A 14,300-nucleotide genomic window follows, 5' to 3' on the forward strand; every position below is an offset into this window, starting at 1 on the left:
GCCTCGAAGGGAAGCGCGTAGAAGTCACCGCGCCAGATGGCGCGCGGTCCCGGTTCTATGTCGGGAAGTCAACCGGATGGCTGCCGGTCCATCTGGAGATCAAGCGCCGCGACTCTCACGGCGGTTGCGCGGTTCATTTGCCGGCCGGCGCAACCGTTCGCGTCATCTAACTGCGCGCAACCCGAAAGGCCTTGACGATGACACGCAAGCCGCAATTCACTTGGAAATGTTCCTACATGGGGACCGTCTACTATCGCGTCACGGATGAAACCGAGAGCTATGAGGTTAGCATCCGTCATTCCGTTTCAGACTATGAGCTATCGATAGCAAATGGCGATGATGTCCGCCGCGCCATGCGAACCGGAATCGGCATGCTTGTCCGATACGCTGAACCGCTACCGGCGCATATCGTCGCGGCCTTCAATGTGTGGCGCGCGGCCGAGCATGCTGCAGCCATGGCGAAACTTGACGCCGCGCCGGAACGCTATGGCGTGATTCCGCCAGATGACGAATTGCGCAAGCCGCCAATGATCGCGCGCGCGGCCTCCTATGATCGCGCAACCGGATGGACCGCGGCTTGCGAACTGGAGCGCGCAGCATGAACCGCGATGCATTCCGCCGCACCATTTCCGCGCTACGCGCCGAGGCGCGCGGCCGGCGCCACAATGTGGCAACGTTCTGGATTGTCTGCAACGGAACGGAATTCACGGCGCGCGCAGAACGCGCGGCCGGTCCGGTTGCCTTGCGGACGTCGCGGCTATCTTGCCGGCCGCGCCGCGCGCTTGCGGCCGAGGCTTTGCACTGGGCGGCTTACTATCGGCGCGCCGCGAAAAACTCGCCCATGGCGCGCGCTCGCAATCTTGAGGCCGCGCGCGAGTGCATCGCCGAGGCCTCGGCCTATCATTCCGTCTTTAACCGCCTTCCGTGAGGGATACCGCATGAAAACAGCGCGCTTTTGGCACTATCACAAATCCGGCCTTGTCCGTATCGCGTTGCGGACTGGCCAAACGTTGCACCATTCGCACGGCGCCAGAACGGACGAAGGATGGACGCGCGAGTCCAATATCTTTTCTTTCGACGGGCAAACCGTGACTAACGAATGGTGCAACGATGGCGCGGACTGCGTTGGACGCATAACCCGCGATGGCGTTTGCACCTGCCCGGCCGATAGGCTTTCGGCGGGTTACAACGATACCGAAAACGGCGCGCGCTTTCCGGACTGGCAAACCGCCGAGACTGGCCAGCGCGACTATTCCGCCGAGGCTGCAGGATACTAGGCCAATGGACCGCGAAACCTTCATTCCGGATAACTTGCACGGTATCCCGGCGGGTTACTACACGGCGCGCGGAATCGTCGCATTGCTGCGCAGTTTCTGCCGATATCCGGCCGCGGTCCGGTTCATTGCGGACATGCTGGAATAGCTCGGCCTCGGCCGTCGAATTTGTCTCCCGCGCGATTGTGCGCAAACTGGAAAGGACAGACTACAATGGCACGCTATGGCGGCGATCCGCGATGGATCATTACCAAATATCCGGCCAATGACCGCAACGGGCATTTCATCCCGGTCGGAACGCGCGCGTTCTATTATCCGACAAGCCGCCGCATGCTTACCGGCGCCGAGGCAGAACAGGCAAGCCGCGACTTTGAGGCCGCGCGCTTTGACGAAAGCGTCTAGGTGCACCGATGGATTTTGCAGCATTCCAAGCCGCCGCGGCCGAGTTGGATAACCGGATCAAAGAGGCCGGCGCGCGCCTCGGCGCCGTGACAGAAGGCCTTGCGGCCGAAATGGGGATTCCGGCGCGCGGTCCGATGGGACTGACTCCGGACCGAATTAAATTCGATCCGCGATACCGGATTGCCAAGGCCGCGGCCGATATCGCCTTTTCTGAATTGCGTGCATTCAACGGCCGTTATGCGCCGCGGTTCAAGAAAAGTGATACGCGCCGCGATTGACGCGCGGCGCCGCGCCAAAGCTACGGCCTAACCTGGCCTCGGCCTTCCCTCAATTCTCGGCGCAATCGTGCGCAAATCAGAAAGGACAATGGACCATGCAACAGGTTGATTTGATCGCGGCCAAGGCCGCAAAGGCAACGGAACGGCGCGCGCTGGCGATCCTCGCCTATGACAACGCGACCGCGAATCCCGACGGCGCGAACTGGCGCGGCATTGCCGATTTGCTGCGCCTCGCATTGCCGGCGCAGAAAGCCGGATCCGGCGCGGCCAATATCCCGGACGGCGCGGCGGATCCATGGGCGGATTATGTCATCCCGGCAAGCGCGACGAAAAAGCTAGGCAAGTCGCCTATCATCGTTGTGACGTTTGTATGCGGCGCCGTGGTACGCGCGCCAGCCGTTTCACTGCCTGGCAAGCCGGTCAATATCGGCCGCGGCTTGCGCGTTGCCTTCGCCTTCTACCGCGCGCGGGTCGCGCGGGAATTCGGGAAAGCCTCGGCAATCGGTTCCGATTGTGTCGCGGTCCCGTCCATCGTTTCTGCCATCTGTGACGCTACCGGCGCCGAATATCCGGCCGAGGAATGCAACGCGCGGACGGCCGAATATCGCCGCGGCCGTTTCGATCATGTCGCGCTTTCCGCCGAGGCCTCGGCCTTGCCGGAAACCGCCGAGGCCGGCGGGTTGACGCGCGCCGACTTCTACCGCGGGCACTACCTCATTGCCTCGGCCGAGGCCGAGATTTTGGCCGGCGCCGACGAGGAACGCGCGGCCGAGCTCGGCGCGCAGATTGCAGACTATCGGTCGCGCCTCGGCGGTATGGCATGGCTGGAAATTGAAGCGCGGCGCCGCGCCGTCGTTCGCGCGGCCGAGGCCGAGGCCAAAGCCGCGGCAAAGGCCGAGGCCGAGGCCGGCCGGCGCGCCGAGCAAGAGGCCGAGGCGCGCGCAGCTGCAGCCAAGGCCGAGGCCGAGGCGCCGCGGTTGCGGCTTGTCGCAAACAATTCCGCCGGCGTCGAAACCGCGGCGGCTTCCCTCCCGGATACGGTCGATGCCCTCCCGGTTGCGCCCGCGCCCAACTCCGCGGCCCCTATCCCGGTTGCGCCTTCCCGCGCCGCGCGCTTCCTGGCCTCGTCATCGCTCGGCGCGCCTCGGCCATCCCTCCCGGTTGCGCCTTTCTGCGCGATCCGCGCCAGCTAGTCGGAGTCGCCAGCAATGCGAGCCTATGGATTCGATATCTTGCCCGTTGGCGCAAAGTTTCGCCTGATTGATCGCTGCGAATTCAACAATTGGGGCGAACTATCTCGGCGGTTTGATACCGCCGCCGAGGCCGAGGAATACGCGCGCCGCTGCGACGAATTCAAGCGCGGCAAGCGTTCACGCGTCGAATTGCGCGCTTGGGAACTGCACTAAGCCGCGGCGCGCCTCGGCCTCACGGAATGCAACACGCGCGATTGTGCGCAAACGGAAAGGAAAACAGACCATGCGGAAACCGAATCCCAACAAAGAAAAGGCCGCGCAACTGGCGCGCCAGATTGCCAACATGACGGAAGAGCAGAAGGCGCTTTGGCTGCAGCGCGCGCCGATCCTCACCGCGGACGCGCGGCCGATATCCGGAAAAAATCACATGCTGGCGGCGATGCAATGCGAAGGCGCAACTATGCTGGGCGGCTTCAATCAATGGCTTGCCGCCGGCCGCGCGGTCCGCAAAGGCGAGTCCGCAATCTACATCTTTGCGCCGTCCGGCCGGCGCGCAACGGCCGAGGCCTCAGCGGCGCCGAGCGCGGACGGCGCCGCGGCCGAGGCCGCGGCGGAGTCGGTGCGGTTCATCCTGGTACCGGTTTTCGACGTTTCGCAGACCGACGAAAAGCCGGCCGAGCAAGCCGCCGCGGCCTAGTCCCGGTTGCGGCCGATTTCCTCAATCCCTCGGCTGCGGCCGATTTTCTCGGCGCAATGGTGCGCAATTCGAAAGGAGTTAAACGACATGGCGAAACTGATCTTGAATAGCTACGCGGCGGAACGTAACGGCGCATTCGTTAGCGTGGCGCTTTGCATCGGAGAGGACAAAAGCCCGCTCCCACGGCGCGAAGTCGAGATTAAGCGCGCGGCCGATGCAGAAAAGGCATTCGCGGACTACTGCGCGGACCTGGCGGCAACGGGAAAGCCGGCGGTTGCCACTATGCGGATTGGCAAGGGCGATCGTTCCCCGCCGGGCTTCAAGGTCTTGAACGGTGTGCGCGGCTTTCACGAAGTGAATTGCTAACAGTCCCGCCGCCGGCCGATTTCCCATCACAGAACAAAGGAACCGTTATGCATCTCACCTTGCCCCGCTCGCCGCTCGCCACGCTCGTTAACGAGGCTTCAAAGTATCGATGGCGCGTCCGCTCCGCGCTGCAACGCTACGGCGTAGCCTGGCGCTACGCGCGCCAGCGCTCAACCCGCGATGACGGATTGACGCTGCTTTACGACGCCGAGCACATCGCCGGGATTTACGGCCTCGCGTGCTTGTCGGAGGAATCCGTTTTGGAACGCGCGCGCGACTTTTTCGGCGACGTTCCCGGCCTTGAACGATGGACCGCGGACGCATGCGCCAGGGTCAACTCGAAACACGGCGGCGGCGACGGCGAAATGATCGGCGCGGCGGAAGATTGGGCGCTGACTCTGATTTCCGAGTATGCGGCCGAAGACGGCGTCACCCTGGAAGAGCTCGCCGAGTAACCCCCGGGGCCAGCTGATTTCCCGGCCGGCGGCGCACCTCCCGACTACGGCCGATTTTGCGCGGTGGATGACGCGCGCACCTGGCCGCGGTCGCTCCACCATCTGCGCGATAGTGCGCAAAACGAAAGGACGAAAGCCAAATGACTTACACCTGCACCGACTTTACCGACTCGATTCTTGGCGCGCTGAATGTTGACGTTCCGCACGAGGACAGCGACAGCCCGAGCGCACAAGCTGACTTGGCGCTGGCCGAGATTGAGCGCCTGCAGAAGCGTGACGCGCAGTTGTCGCTATTGGAAACGCCGCCGGCCTCCCGCCTGGAGCGTGTCCGGCTTGCCGCGCAGTTGATCCGCACCGCGCGCAATCACCTGCGGATCGCCGACGCCAACAATGCAGCGGATTACGTGGCGCGCGCGCTGAAATCCGTAGAGGGCGCCGAGCGCCACGCGCGCGGCCTCGAAACCCGCACCAATCCCCCCGCCCGCGACTGATTCCGCCCCTTGGCTACGGTTGTTTTTGAAAGGAGATCATCACAATGAGCACAATCACGATTTGGACTTGCACCACTGAGGGCGACAACTGCGGGACCGAAACCACGGTGCACGCCACGCAGTCCGAGGCGGTGGAATATGTCCGCACGAGCCTGCGCGACATCCTCAAGCGGACCCCCGAGCGCCTGGCCGCGGTCGAGGCCGCGACGGCGGACAATATCAGCGAGCTATGGGAAGATGCCGTTGACGGCCCCTGCATCATCGAAGAGCGGACCGTGACGCTGCCACCGCTCGCCGTGGCTACCCATGAAACCCGGCACGGCGACGAAACGCGCCTCTATCCTAACAGCGACACGGCGCGCGCCTGGCGCCGTGAGATCGCGGCCGAGAATTGGGCCGCACGGATGGACGAGGACAAGCCGGCCGATCCTGACGAGCTAGCGGAAGCCTATTTTGAGCGCGTCGGCGAAATGCGCGGCGACTTCTTCCGGGTCGAGGAATTGGAGATTGTCGGCGGCACAGTCCCGGTTGCGCCTGCGCAGGACTGGCGCCAGATCGCCCGCGACCTGGCCGGCGCGCTCGACGCCTGCACCCATCAGATTGACCAGATGCGCGGCATGTTCAGCGACGAGGACGGCACGATTGCGGAAGCGGTCTCCGACGCTGACGAGGCGGCCGAGGCCTATCGCCGAGCGGCCGCCGGCCTTCCGGTTGCGCCCGCGGCGCGATTCATCGGGCAGGATGACCGCGCTTGCTCGGAAGGATGGGGCCTGTTCGAGAACAGCGACACCGGCACGCTTGAGATTCAGGCGGACGCCGAGTCTTCAATATTTGTCCGCAACGGCGTGAGCCGCGACGACGAGGCCGAGGCATTCGTAAAGGCCAAGGCCGCCGAGGGCAGCGAGTATCACGCCTTGGCACTCCTGCGCGTCGGCACTGCGCACTAGTCCCGGCTACGATCGATTTTCCATCCCCGAGCTACGGCCGATTTTGCAAACACGATTGACAGATTCGGCCGACACAAATTAGAGAAGCAGCCCCGCGCGATTGTGCGCAAGTTGAAAGGATGAAAACACATGCAGCATTCCGCCACCTATTCGCCCGATGACAACAAGCTGCGGCTTTATCCGGCGCACCGGCTCGACGCCGAGGATTACGCGCGCGTGAAGGCCGCCGGCTTCAAGTGGGCGCCGCGTCAAGAACTGTTCGTCAAACCAACCTGGAGCCCCGGCGCCGAAGACTTGCTGATTGAGATGTGTGGCGAGATCGGCGACGAAGACACCACGCTGACCGACCGCGCCGAGCAGCGCGCCGACCGCTTCGAGGGGTATAGCGAAAAGCGCTTGGCGGAAGCCGAGAGCGCGCGGAAAGTGTCCGATGAGATCGCCGAGCGCTTCTATGGGGGGCAGCCTATTTTGGTTGGGCACCACAGCGAGAAGCGTGCCCGCAAGGATCAAGAGCGCATACACAGCAACATGCGCAAGGCGGTCAGGCTCTGGGACACCTCGAATTATTGGACTGCGCGCGCGGCCGGCGCAATCGCTCATGCGAAATACAAGGAACTGCCGGCGGTGCGTCATCGCCGCATCAAGGGCATTGAGTCCGACAAGCGGAAGGTGGAGCGCCAGCAAGCGGAGACCGAAAGGCAGCTGAAGGCCTGGCAAATCGTCGCCGGCATCAATGACCCCGAGAAGCAGCGCGCGGCCGGCTTGGCCGTGGCGAATGTCGGCGGTTATTGGTCGATGTCGTTTCCGCTGGCCGATTATCCGCGCGACCCGCCAGCCTCGCAATATGAGGGGCCAATGGGCCTTTGGTCGGCGATTGATGGGAACGTCATCACCGCCGCGCAGGCCGCCGCGATTGCGATTCCGAGCCTGGAGCGCTCCGGGCCTCGGCGCGCCCGCTGGATTGCGCACTATGACAACCGGCTGGCCTATGAACGGGCGATGCTGGCCGAGCAGATCGGAGCGGAGGCGACCGCCAACCCGCTTGCGGACCGCTTCGCCTTCGCGGTCGGCGGTCAGGTGCAGACGAGCCGCTGCGACGAGTGGCTTACCGTGCTGAAGGTCAACAAGGGCGCCAACGGTTCGGTTTCCAGCATGACGACGACCGCGCCGACTGGCTCGCGCTCCAAGCGCGCGCAATGGAGCGTGGAGAGCATCAGCGATTATCGGCCGCCGAGCGCGGAGAACGTCGCCGCGGCGAAGTCCGCCGCCAAGCTCCCGCCGATCTGCAACTATCCCGGCGAAGGATTCCGCGAGATGACGGAGGCCGAATGGAAGGCGCGCCCGCAGTTCTCGGATTTCCACTATATCGGCAAAGTGAAGGAGACCGAGACCCACAGCGCGCACCGCGTCCGCCAGATGCCGAAGCCCGGTGAATACTGGAAGAAGGTCCAAGTTTACATCACGGATGCAAAGCGGGTCGATCCGCCCAAGATCGCGCCAGCACCGGAGCCAACCGAGCCGGCCGAATTCGTCGCCGAGTATGTCGCGCCGCCCGCGGTTGATCTTGACGCCATGCTGGCAACGGTCGCCGAGATCATCGGCGCACCGGGCGAGAGGGAGGCCCAGGACGAGCCCGAGGCCGTGGCGGCGCTGGTCCCGGTTGCGCCCGCGGAAGAGCCGCGGCGCCTCGGCGATGCCAAGGCGGAGGCGCAGCGCGCGGGGGCCGAGATCATCACCGGACTCGGCAAATTCCGTGTTGGCATCGGCCAGCACGTTACAGATTGGTGCGACGACGAGGCGACCGCCTGGCGGCAGTTCTGCGGACTGGCTGGCGTGCCGTTCGAGGCCGAGGCCGTGCCGGCGGACCTTCGGCCGCGCGTTCTCGCCCCGGTCCCGGATACGGCCGATTTGCCCGCGCCGACGGCGGCGGATAGTTTCGAGGCCATGCGGGCGATGCTGAAAGGCGGCGGCGTGCAAGTCGTCGTTGCGCCTCAGCTCTTCCCGACATCGGGCGAACTCGCCGCGGACGTGGCAGAGGCGGCCGACATCCGGCCCGGGCAGCGCATCTTGGAGCCGAGCGCCGGAACGGGCGCACTGATCGAAGCTGCGCGCAACTGCGCCGATGGTCTGCAGGTGGTGGCGGTCGAGATCAACGCAAAACTTTCGGAGCACCTGCGCGCAGCGTTCCCCGGCACGTTCGTCCACTGCGGCGACTTCCTGGACTTCGACCCGCCGGCCGAGCGTTTCGACATTGTCTTGATGAACCCGCCATTTGAGAACGGCGCCGACATCAAGCACATCACGCATGGCCGGAAGTTCTTGAAGCCTGGTGGCCGGCTCGTCGCGATCTGCGCCGACGGTCCGCGCCAGCGGGCGAAGCTCGAACCGATGGCGGTGGAATTCCGCCCTCTGCCCGCGGGGTCATTCAAGGCCGCCGGTACCATGGTCAACACAGCGCTCGTCGTGATCGATGGGCCGCCGCCGGGATAGCCCCCGGCTGCGCCCACCTCCCCGGCTACGATCGATTTCCCATCACCCCCTCGGCTACGACCGATTTGAACGGAGGTTCACCCATGACGGCCAAGAAGACTGAAATCTATTCCGGTCCCGTTGAAGGCGCGCGCGCCGGCGTCCTCGAAGCGCTCGGAGGTGCCTTCGCTGCGCCGCCGGCTCCGGGCCGACAGCTGACGGACGACGAAAAGACCTTCATTGCCCGCGTGGCGCCGCACTTCATGGCCGGCAAAAGGCTGGAGGAAGCCGCGGCGGCCGTCGTCCAGGACGATGAACGCCTTTGGCTGACCGCTATGGAGGACTCCGACGTTGGCCGCGCGATCCGCGACGAGCTCGCCCGCAAGGTTCATGCAGCCGCGAGGGCGCGGCGGTGACAGCACGCAAGCACCCTTTCCACTGGGACACCTATAACCGGCTCCTGGACGGCCTCACGCGCGTCATGGACTCGAATGACCAGCGATTGCGGCCAGAGGTTCGGGAGAAGCTTACGGAAGCCCGAGGGGCGATCTATCAGGCTTGGGAGGTGCAAGCGGCCCTTGAACGAGCGAAGGGCCAGCGAACATGACCGAACAGATACTGACGGCGGCCGGCTTCAAGATCGTGACGCGGGCCGGGTTCGACGCCGCAACGGACGTTCCCGCGGCCGTGCGCCTGGTGGCCGAACGCATCTTCAAGCGTTGGGGCGGTGACTTCGTGGTTTACGATCCAGCGGGCGGCGATGATGGTTGGCTGCTGATCGATGATGATCGCGACCAGATCATAGGCGAGACGGTCGAGCACCTCGGACGTCTTAAACCTGAGCCGCCGGCGCCCGCGCAAGGCTCGCTGTTCTGATCCCCCGGATACGATCTATTTTGAAAGGCGATTGCTATGTCAAGAACCGTCAGGCAAGTGCCCGCTGACTGGCAGCACCCCCGCAACTCCGGCGGCCGATATGTCCCGCTGCTCGAGTCCGGCCCGGATGCGCCCTCGCCCGATCCCGCGCGCAGCATGCCGGCCTGGCCAGCCGCGGAGCGAACGCATTGGCAGCTATACGAGACCACCAGCGCCGGCACACCGGTTTCGCCGCCGTGCGCCTCGCCCGAGGCCTTGGCCAAGTGGCTGGCCGACCACCATGTGGAGGCCGCGCCCGGCTTCACGGGAACGGAGGCGCAGTGGCTGGCTGCGATCAAGCGCGGAGCCGTCATCCCGCCGGTGATGACCGTCGGCAAGCGCCAGGTCCATCCGCTCGACTACACCTGATCGCCGGGACTCCCGGCTACGATCGATTTTGTGCTACCCCCTCGGCTACAGCCGATTCCGGGCGAATGTGCCCAACCGGAAAGGATCCTGAGATGTCACCACCCCGATTTGTCCACCGCAAGATCTCGGCGGCCGACTTCGATGCCGAGCTCGAGCGCCAAGGTCTCAACCGGAAATCATTCGCCCGCGTGTTCTGCCAAAACCTCGTCACGGTGAACCGATGGGGGAAGAAGAAGGACGACGGCCAGGTGCAGGATATCCCGACGTGGGTGCCGATCGCGCTGACGTTGCTGACACTGCCCGGTGGCCTCGGCACCGCCCGCATGGCGGCCGCGGCAATGATCCAGCAAGATCGGCTGCACCCCGAGCTCGGCGAATTCCCCTACCAGAAGCTTCGGCAGATGCCGGCTGATGCTGACCTCGAGGACTGATGCGCGTAAAGCTCCCAGCTTGTGCGCCGGTTTCCTAGGACTACGCTAAAGCGTACCAACGGGACGGCCATCAGGCCTCTTCGCCGCCGTATCTCCGCTTTTCTTGGTCATTGTGGGCACATTTCCTTACCTTTGGAAACTCGACTTAGGTGTCCTTGATCAGCGGCCGATTCCTTGTAAGGTGCCCGAATATTAACTCTACGTTGTAGCCCCCCAATCGAGATCCAACGGTAGGCACCGTATCCGCCAGCGCCTCAGCCCCCTCAATCGTGCAATATTTCAAGATTGAGGGTCTCCACGGGTACCGCTCTATTTCTTTAGAGTCAGACTACGCGGCGACGCTTCTAATAGCTAAGAACGGCTCCGGTAAAACCACCCTCCTGGCAGCGCTGGATGCGTTTCTAAAAGGGCAGTTCTCAAGGCTTAAAGAACTCCAGTTCTCCAGCATCCGCTGCAAGCTACGAAGCTTGTCTGACGAGCTTGTTTTAACAAGTGAAGAAGTCTCCAAGTATACGTCGAACGCAGTAGTCGAGGCAGAATCTCGTCGGCTCGAAATCGAGACGTCGATGCTGTACTTGCATCTTGAGGAACACGATTCGGATACAGATCGCGTATATCTTGACGATGAAGTTACTTCCACCCTCATGCAAAAGCATGGCCATAGCTATGCAAACGTCCGCGCTCTCTGCGATAGGCTAACGAAAGTTCTGCACAGCGAAGTACCGACCATACTTTCCACATTGAAGCTCCTGCGCAGTGCAATGGAAAACGTCGAGGTTGTGTATCTTCCGACCTACAGGCGCATCGAGCTGGCAATACCTGCTCGCCCCGACCGTTACGGCCGCATGCGCAAACAGGTTCTGCCTGCTCAGAGGTCAGGCTTATATTCAGGCGATATCCAATTCGGCCTATCGGATGTTGTTGACCGGCTATCCGACCTCAATCAACGCATCGTCACGGACTCAAGCCTGGGTTACCGGGAACTCAGTGCAAGTATCATCAACGAGCTTATCAGCGGGCAGTTCGATCGCGCTGACCCAATGCAGGACGAGATTCCAGATCGTGCAGAGCTGGAGCTATTCTTCTCCCGGCTCAAAGACGACCGGACTAGGCGCCACTATGGTCCACATTTCGAGTTGTCTATTCCTAACATCGCCCAGATCTACACAGGCACGGGAGGCATATCTCAAGAAAGCAATAAGTTCCTTCGGTACTTCTTAGGCAAGCTAAACAGCGTCGTCCAATCGACGCGAGAAATTGAAGCGTTGGTCCGCGATTTCATCGACAACTGCAATAAATACATGTCTTCAGTCGACATCAGCACAACAATGCACGGAAGAGACCTTCTTGGGTCTCCAGCCAGCGGAGAGATAGACGGCAAGGTTCTAACGCTCAGCAGGCGAGACCTTACGATCTCGGTCGACAGTCTCGAAGCGCACAGAAAAATCCCACTGAACTCCCTTTCGTCAGGCGAAAAGCAGATGATCTCGCTGTTCGCTAAGCTTTATCTATACCCCAAAGAGAAAATCATACTGATCGACGAGCCGGAGTTATCGCTCTCCCTCGACTGGCAGCGCCAAATACTTGTCGACATTGTTGAGGCTCCTTTGTGCCGCCAAGTCGTGGCAATTACTCACTCACCATTTGTATTCGACAACTCACTTGAGCCGTTTGCTCGGCCGCTTACATCCGCCGTCGATGCTGAGCGGGCATCGCAAGTCGCTGAAGATTTCGAGCCTGACAACACATGACACTTCCCGTTTCGCAGGACGCCTATGTCAATAAACTAAGAGCCGCACGAGATCGCCCAGCAGTCTTGAAGACGAAACTCGCATCAGTGCGAAGCTCAAGCCCTGGCTGTCTCGTCTTTGCGTTTGAAGGCGATTTAGACAAGGGAGCCTATTTTCAGTGGGTGAAGCGGCTTCGCTCTGACCTTGTCTATGAGCCGTTCCCATGCGGTGGAAAGCGGCAAGTCCTTGAGTTTCGAGAGATGCTGAGGCGCGATTTAGGCGGCCTCGCAGCTCGCGTCTATTTCTTCATCGACCGAGATTTTGACGACTTTCGAGGGTTCGATCCTGACCCTGCCACAACCTTCGCGACAGATCAGTACTCTGTCGAAAACTATCTCGTTACGCGAGAAGTTCTGGAAGAACTTCTCAAAGACGAATTCCACTGTCATGCGGAACCCGAGATCCGCAATGCTTGCCTCGCCGTCTTCGACCAACGCTTAACTGAATTTCTAACTGCTACAGAAGCAATAAACTTTCGCCTATTCATCGCCAGAAAAAACGGCTTCACGCTCCAAAAACATCTGCCTACGCGGATAAACAACGTCGCGCTGGTCGCCCTGGACAGCGTCAGTCCTATTGCTGTTGGGCCTGAGCAAGTCGTCATATTCAATGAGCAGGTCAGCTTGGAGCAGTTCGATACGTTGAAAGCCGAGTTCCCAAAGTTGAATCCACAAAAGCGCTATCGCGGCAAGTTCAACCTGCTGTTCTTCATGAAATGGCTTGATCTTCTCGCTGCCGATCGAGCGGCCGAGAAATCTAACACTTCACCAAAATCGGCAGTCCCAAGGGAGTTAATTCCGGCGGGATCACGATAGGCGCTCTTGCGTCGAAATCCGAAGTACCTAACGGTCTAGTAGCATTCCTCAACACAATTCACTAAAAGATAGCCGGCTTCCGTTGTTTTCGAGAGGGCTGGCTGCTTTCTAAAAGCTACCGCCGAGCCCGAACAGATACTGCGCCCATCGGCAAACAACCGCCGCAGTCAAAGCCAGGCCGCCAGCACATTTTGATACTTACTCATCGCCATACTCTTTCTTACTTAATGTCTCCAGCTCTTTGTCCGGGGACAGGACACTGGCGATGTTTAATCCCTCGCAGAAGCCCTGCTGCTCTCTCGCGTTCAGGCTATCACCTTCACGGCAGACGACGTAAATCAGTCTGCCGTGCCGAGTTGAGCGATGATAACGACACTCCAGGCGATTGCGGTTCGTGGACACCGCGCGCGGCGTTGATCTGCGTTCCGTCCAGCGAGCTTGAGTAATAAAGCCTGCAGTAGCGCATTTCGCAGTAGAGCGATCTCGGCGACCGCGGGCGCCCAAATCCGACACCACACAATCACCAGTGTCATTTGGAACCGACGCGGCTCTTGGCTGCCTTTCTTTCTCCATCTGCGATAGTGAATTGCACACATGCCGCGGGCAATCATGTGGCCGGCCGCAATCATCTCGTGCAGGTCACATGGGTCCGCTCTCACCGCGACATCCTAGCTGCCCTAGCTTGGTGGCTTTTTCGAGTGTGATGACTGGCGCAAAGGCAATGCCCATTCGACAAGTCCAGCGCCTTGGAAGGGGCATCTCGGACCTCCTCGATGTGATCCGCGTACATCTGGTCGCCCAACTCCCGGCTGCGCTCGCAGCGCACGCCATCCTCGACATATTCGCAGCGCCAGCCGGCGCGCCGCTTTACCTGCTCGGCCCAGTTCTTGTGTTCGGCGGTCTGGTAATGCGGGTCGGCCAGCTTCGGCGGCGGTTTCACTTTGCGGGTGTCGAGCGTCGGCACGCGTGGGCCGAGCGTCGGGATACGGGCGCGGGTCATGCGGGTCATACCGGCTCCAGGAACAGGATCGGATCAGCGCAGATGACTTCTTGGACGACATAACCGCTGCCGAGCACATGGTTGGCGATCGAGGTGAGTGCTCCAACCTTCGGGTCCTGTCCGCACTGAAGCGTCATAGGAATTCGATAGCGCTCGTTGAACGCGTCCGGATCTCTCTTCCATTCCTCGAACAAACTCAAGGCCCGCTCCCGCCTGCTCTCTCGGCTCATCGACCGCTCCTTTTCTCGTTGCGCCTCGGGCCGAACATCTTCCGGCCCATCGAGCGAAGCATTTCGCGCTGATCCCAGGTCATCTGGTCCTTGTCGACGTCAACCAGAAGGAGACCGTATTCGCGCCAAACCCGTTGCTTGGTCTCCAGCGGTGTTTCCCGCTTGTTGGGGGCGAACC

22 protein-coding genes are annotated in these 14,300 nt (G+C 61.8%); 20 read left to right on the forward strand and 2 right to left on the reverse strand.

The window, feature by feature from the left end; all coding sequences use genetic code 11:
- Positions 1 to 191 precede the first annotated feature (191 nt).
- The 20 genes from HAP47_RS22730 to HAP47_RS22825 all read left to right on the forward strand — a co-directional run bounded on the left by HAP47_RS22730 (position 192) and on the right by HAP47_RS22825 (position 12,892).
- Positions 192 to 602: a hypothetical protein gene (locus HAP47_RS22730; RefSeq protein ID WP_173642695.1), complete on the forward strand. Its 411-nt coding sequence runs from the start codon at positions 192 to 194 to the stop codon at positions 600 to 602.
- Positions 599 to 928, forward strand: a complete 330-nt coding sequence (locus HAP47_RS22735; protein ID WP_173642694.1) for a hypothetical protein — start codon at positions 599 to 601, stop codon at positions 926 to 928. The genes HAP47_RS22730 and HAP47_RS22735 overlap by 4 nt, the downstream gene beginning before the upstream one ends.
- A gap of 10 nt (positions 929 to 938) precedes the next feature.
- Positions 939 to 1,277 carry a hypothetical protein gene (locus tag HAP47_RS22740; RefSeq protein WP_173642693.1) on the forward strand — a complete coding sequence of 113 codons (339 nt, stop codon included), beginning with the start codon at positions 939 to 941 and terminating at the stop codon, positions 1,275 to 1,277.
- 4 nt (positions 1,278 to 1,281) lie between these two features.
- Entirely contained in the window at positions 1,282 to 1,422 is a 141-nt protein-coding gene (locus HAP47_RS22745) for a hypothetical protein (RefSeq protein ID WP_173642692.1), read from the forward strand.
- Between the two features lie 65 nt (positions 1,423 to 1,487).
- On the forward strand, positions 1,488 to 1,676 hold the full coding sequence (locus HAP47_RS22750; RefSeq protein ID WP_092114302.1) for a hypothetical protein: 189 nt from the start codon (positions 1,488 to 1,490) through the stop codon (positions 1,674 to 1,676).
- Positions 1,677 to 1,684: 8 nt separating this feature from the next.
- Positions 1,685 to 1,954 (forward strand): hypothetical protein, encoded by a 270-nt coding sequence (locus tag HAP47_RS22755; RefSeq protein WP_173642691.1) that lies wholly within the window; start codon positions 1,685 to 1,687, stop codon positions 1,952 to 1,954.
- The gene (locus HAP47_RS22760) at positions 1,951 to 3,147 is read left to right on the forward strand and encodes a hypothetical protein (RefSeq protein ID WP_173642690.1); all 1,197 of its coding nucleotides are present in this window, start codon (positions 1,951 to 1,953) and stop codon (positions 3,145 to 3,147) included. Before HAP47_RS22755 ends, HAP47_RS22760 begins: the two co-directional genes overlap by 4 nt.
- Positions 3,148 to 3,162: 15 nt before the next feature.
- Entirely contained in the window at positions 3,163 to 3,360 is a 198-nt protein-coding gene (locus HAP47_RS22765) for a hypothetical protein (RefSeq protein ID WP_173642689.1), read from the forward strand.
- A gap of 70 nt (positions 3,361 to 3,430) precedes the next feature.
- Entirely contained in the window at positions 3,431 to 3,844 is a 414-nt protein-coding gene (locus HAP47_RS22770) for an ArdC-like ssDNA-binding domain-containing protein (protein WP_173642688.1), read from the forward strand.
- A gap of 87 nt (positions 3,845 to 3,931) precedes the next feature.
- Positions 3,932 to 4,210 (forward strand): hypothetical protein, encoded by a 279-nt coding sequence (locus HAP47_RS22775; protein WP_173642687.1) that lies wholly within the window; start codon positions 3,932 to 3,934, stop codon positions 4,208 to 4,210.
- A 47-nt stretch (positions 4,211 to 4,257) separates the two neighbouring features.
- Complete coding sequence (locus HAP47_RS22780) at positions 4,258 to 4,665, forward strand: hypothetical protein (RefSeq protein ID WP_173642686.1); 408 nt, start codon at positions 4,258 to 4,260, stop codon at positions 4,663 to 4,665.
- 140 nt (positions 4,666 to 4,805) lie between these two features.
- On the forward strand, positions 4,806 to 5,156 hold the full coding sequence (locus HAP47_RS22785; protein WP_173642685.1) for a hypothetical protein: 351 nt from the start codon (positions 4,806 to 4,808) through the stop codon (positions 5,154 to 5,156).
- A gap of 44 nt (positions 5,157 to 5,200) precedes the next feature.
- A complete protein-coding gene (locus HAP47_RS22790) occupies positions 5,201 to 6,103 on the forward strand; it encodes a hypothetical protein (protein ID WP_173642684.1) in 903 nt (300 codons plus the stop codon).
- A gap of 129 nt (positions 6,104 to 6,232) precedes the next feature.
- Positions 6,233 to 8,593: a DUF3560 domain-containing protein gene (locus HAP47_RS22795; RefSeq protein ID WP_173642683.1), complete on the forward strand. Its 2,361-nt coding sequence runs from the start codon at positions 6,233 to 6,235 to the stop codon at positions 8,591 to 8,593.
- Between the two features lie 83 nt (positions 8,594 to 8,676).
- Complete coding sequence (locus HAP47_RS22800; RefSeq protein ID WP_173642682.1) at positions 8,677 to 8,988, forward strand: hypothetical protein; 312 nt, start codon at positions 8,677 to 8,679, stop codon at positions 8,986 to 8,988.
- Between the two features lie 187 nt (positions 8,989 to 9,175).
- Positions 9,176 to 9,448 carry a hypothetical protein gene (locus HAP47_RS22805; protein ID WP_173642681.1) on the forward strand — a complete coding sequence of 91 codons (273 nt, stop codon included), beginning with the start codon at positions 9,176 to 9,178 and terminating at the stop codon, positions 9,446 to 9,448.
- A 36-nt stretch (positions 9,449 to 9,484) separates the two neighbouring features.
- Positions 9,485 to 9,856, forward strand: a complete 372-nt coding sequence (locus HAP47_RS22810; RefSeq protein WP_173642680.1) for a hypothetical protein — start codon at positions 9,485 to 9,487, stop codon at positions 9,854 to 9,856.
- 92 nt (positions 9,857 to 9,948) lie between these two features.
- A complete protein-coding gene (locus tag HAP47_RS22815; protein WP_173642679.1) occupies positions 9,949 to 10,287 on the forward strand; it encodes a hypothetical protein in 339 nt (112 codons plus the stop codon).
- 269 nt (positions 10,288 to 10,556) lie between these two features.
- Positions 10,557 to 12,038, forward strand: coding sequence for an AAA family ATPase (locus HAP47_RS22820; RefSeq protein WP_173642678.1), 1,482 nt, complete (start codon positions 10,557 to 10,559; stop codon positions 12,036 to 12,038).
- Positions 12,035 to 12,892 (forward strand): DUF4435 domain-containing protein, encoded by an 858-nt coding sequence (locus HAP47_RS22825; protein ID WP_173642677.1) that lies wholly within the window; start codon positions 12,035 to 12,037, stop codon positions 12,890 to 12,892. The genes HAP47_RS22820 and HAP47_RS22825 overlap by 4 nt, the downstream gene beginning before the upstream one ends.
- A 655-nt stretch (positions 12,893 to 13,547) precedes the next feature.
- Here the strand turns inward: HAP47_RS22825 and HAP47_RS22830 are convergent.
- Both HAP47_RS22830 and HAP47_RS22835 read right to left on the reverse strand, forming a co-directional pair.
- Entirely contained in the window at positions 13,548 to 13,901 is a 354-nt protein-coding gene (locus tag HAP47_RS22830) for an HNH endonuclease (RefSeq protein ID WP_231168341.1), read from the reverse strand.
- Positions 13,898 to 14,122, reverse strand: a complete 225-nt coding sequence (locus tag HAP47_RS22835) for a hypothetical protein (protein WP_173642676.1) — start codon at positions 14,120 to 14,122, stop codon at positions 13,898 to 13,900. Before HAP47_RS22835 ends, HAP47_RS22830 begins: the two co-directional genes overlap by 4 nt.
- Positions 14,123 to 14,300 lie beyond the last annotated feature (178 nt).

The sequence above is a fragment of the Bradyrhizobium sp. 41S5 genome (assembly GCF_011516665.3).
GTDB classification, from domain to species: domain Bacteria; phylum Pseudomonadota; class Alphaproteobacteria; order Rhizobiales; family Xanthobacteraceae; genus Bradyrhizobium; species Bradyrhizobium quebecense.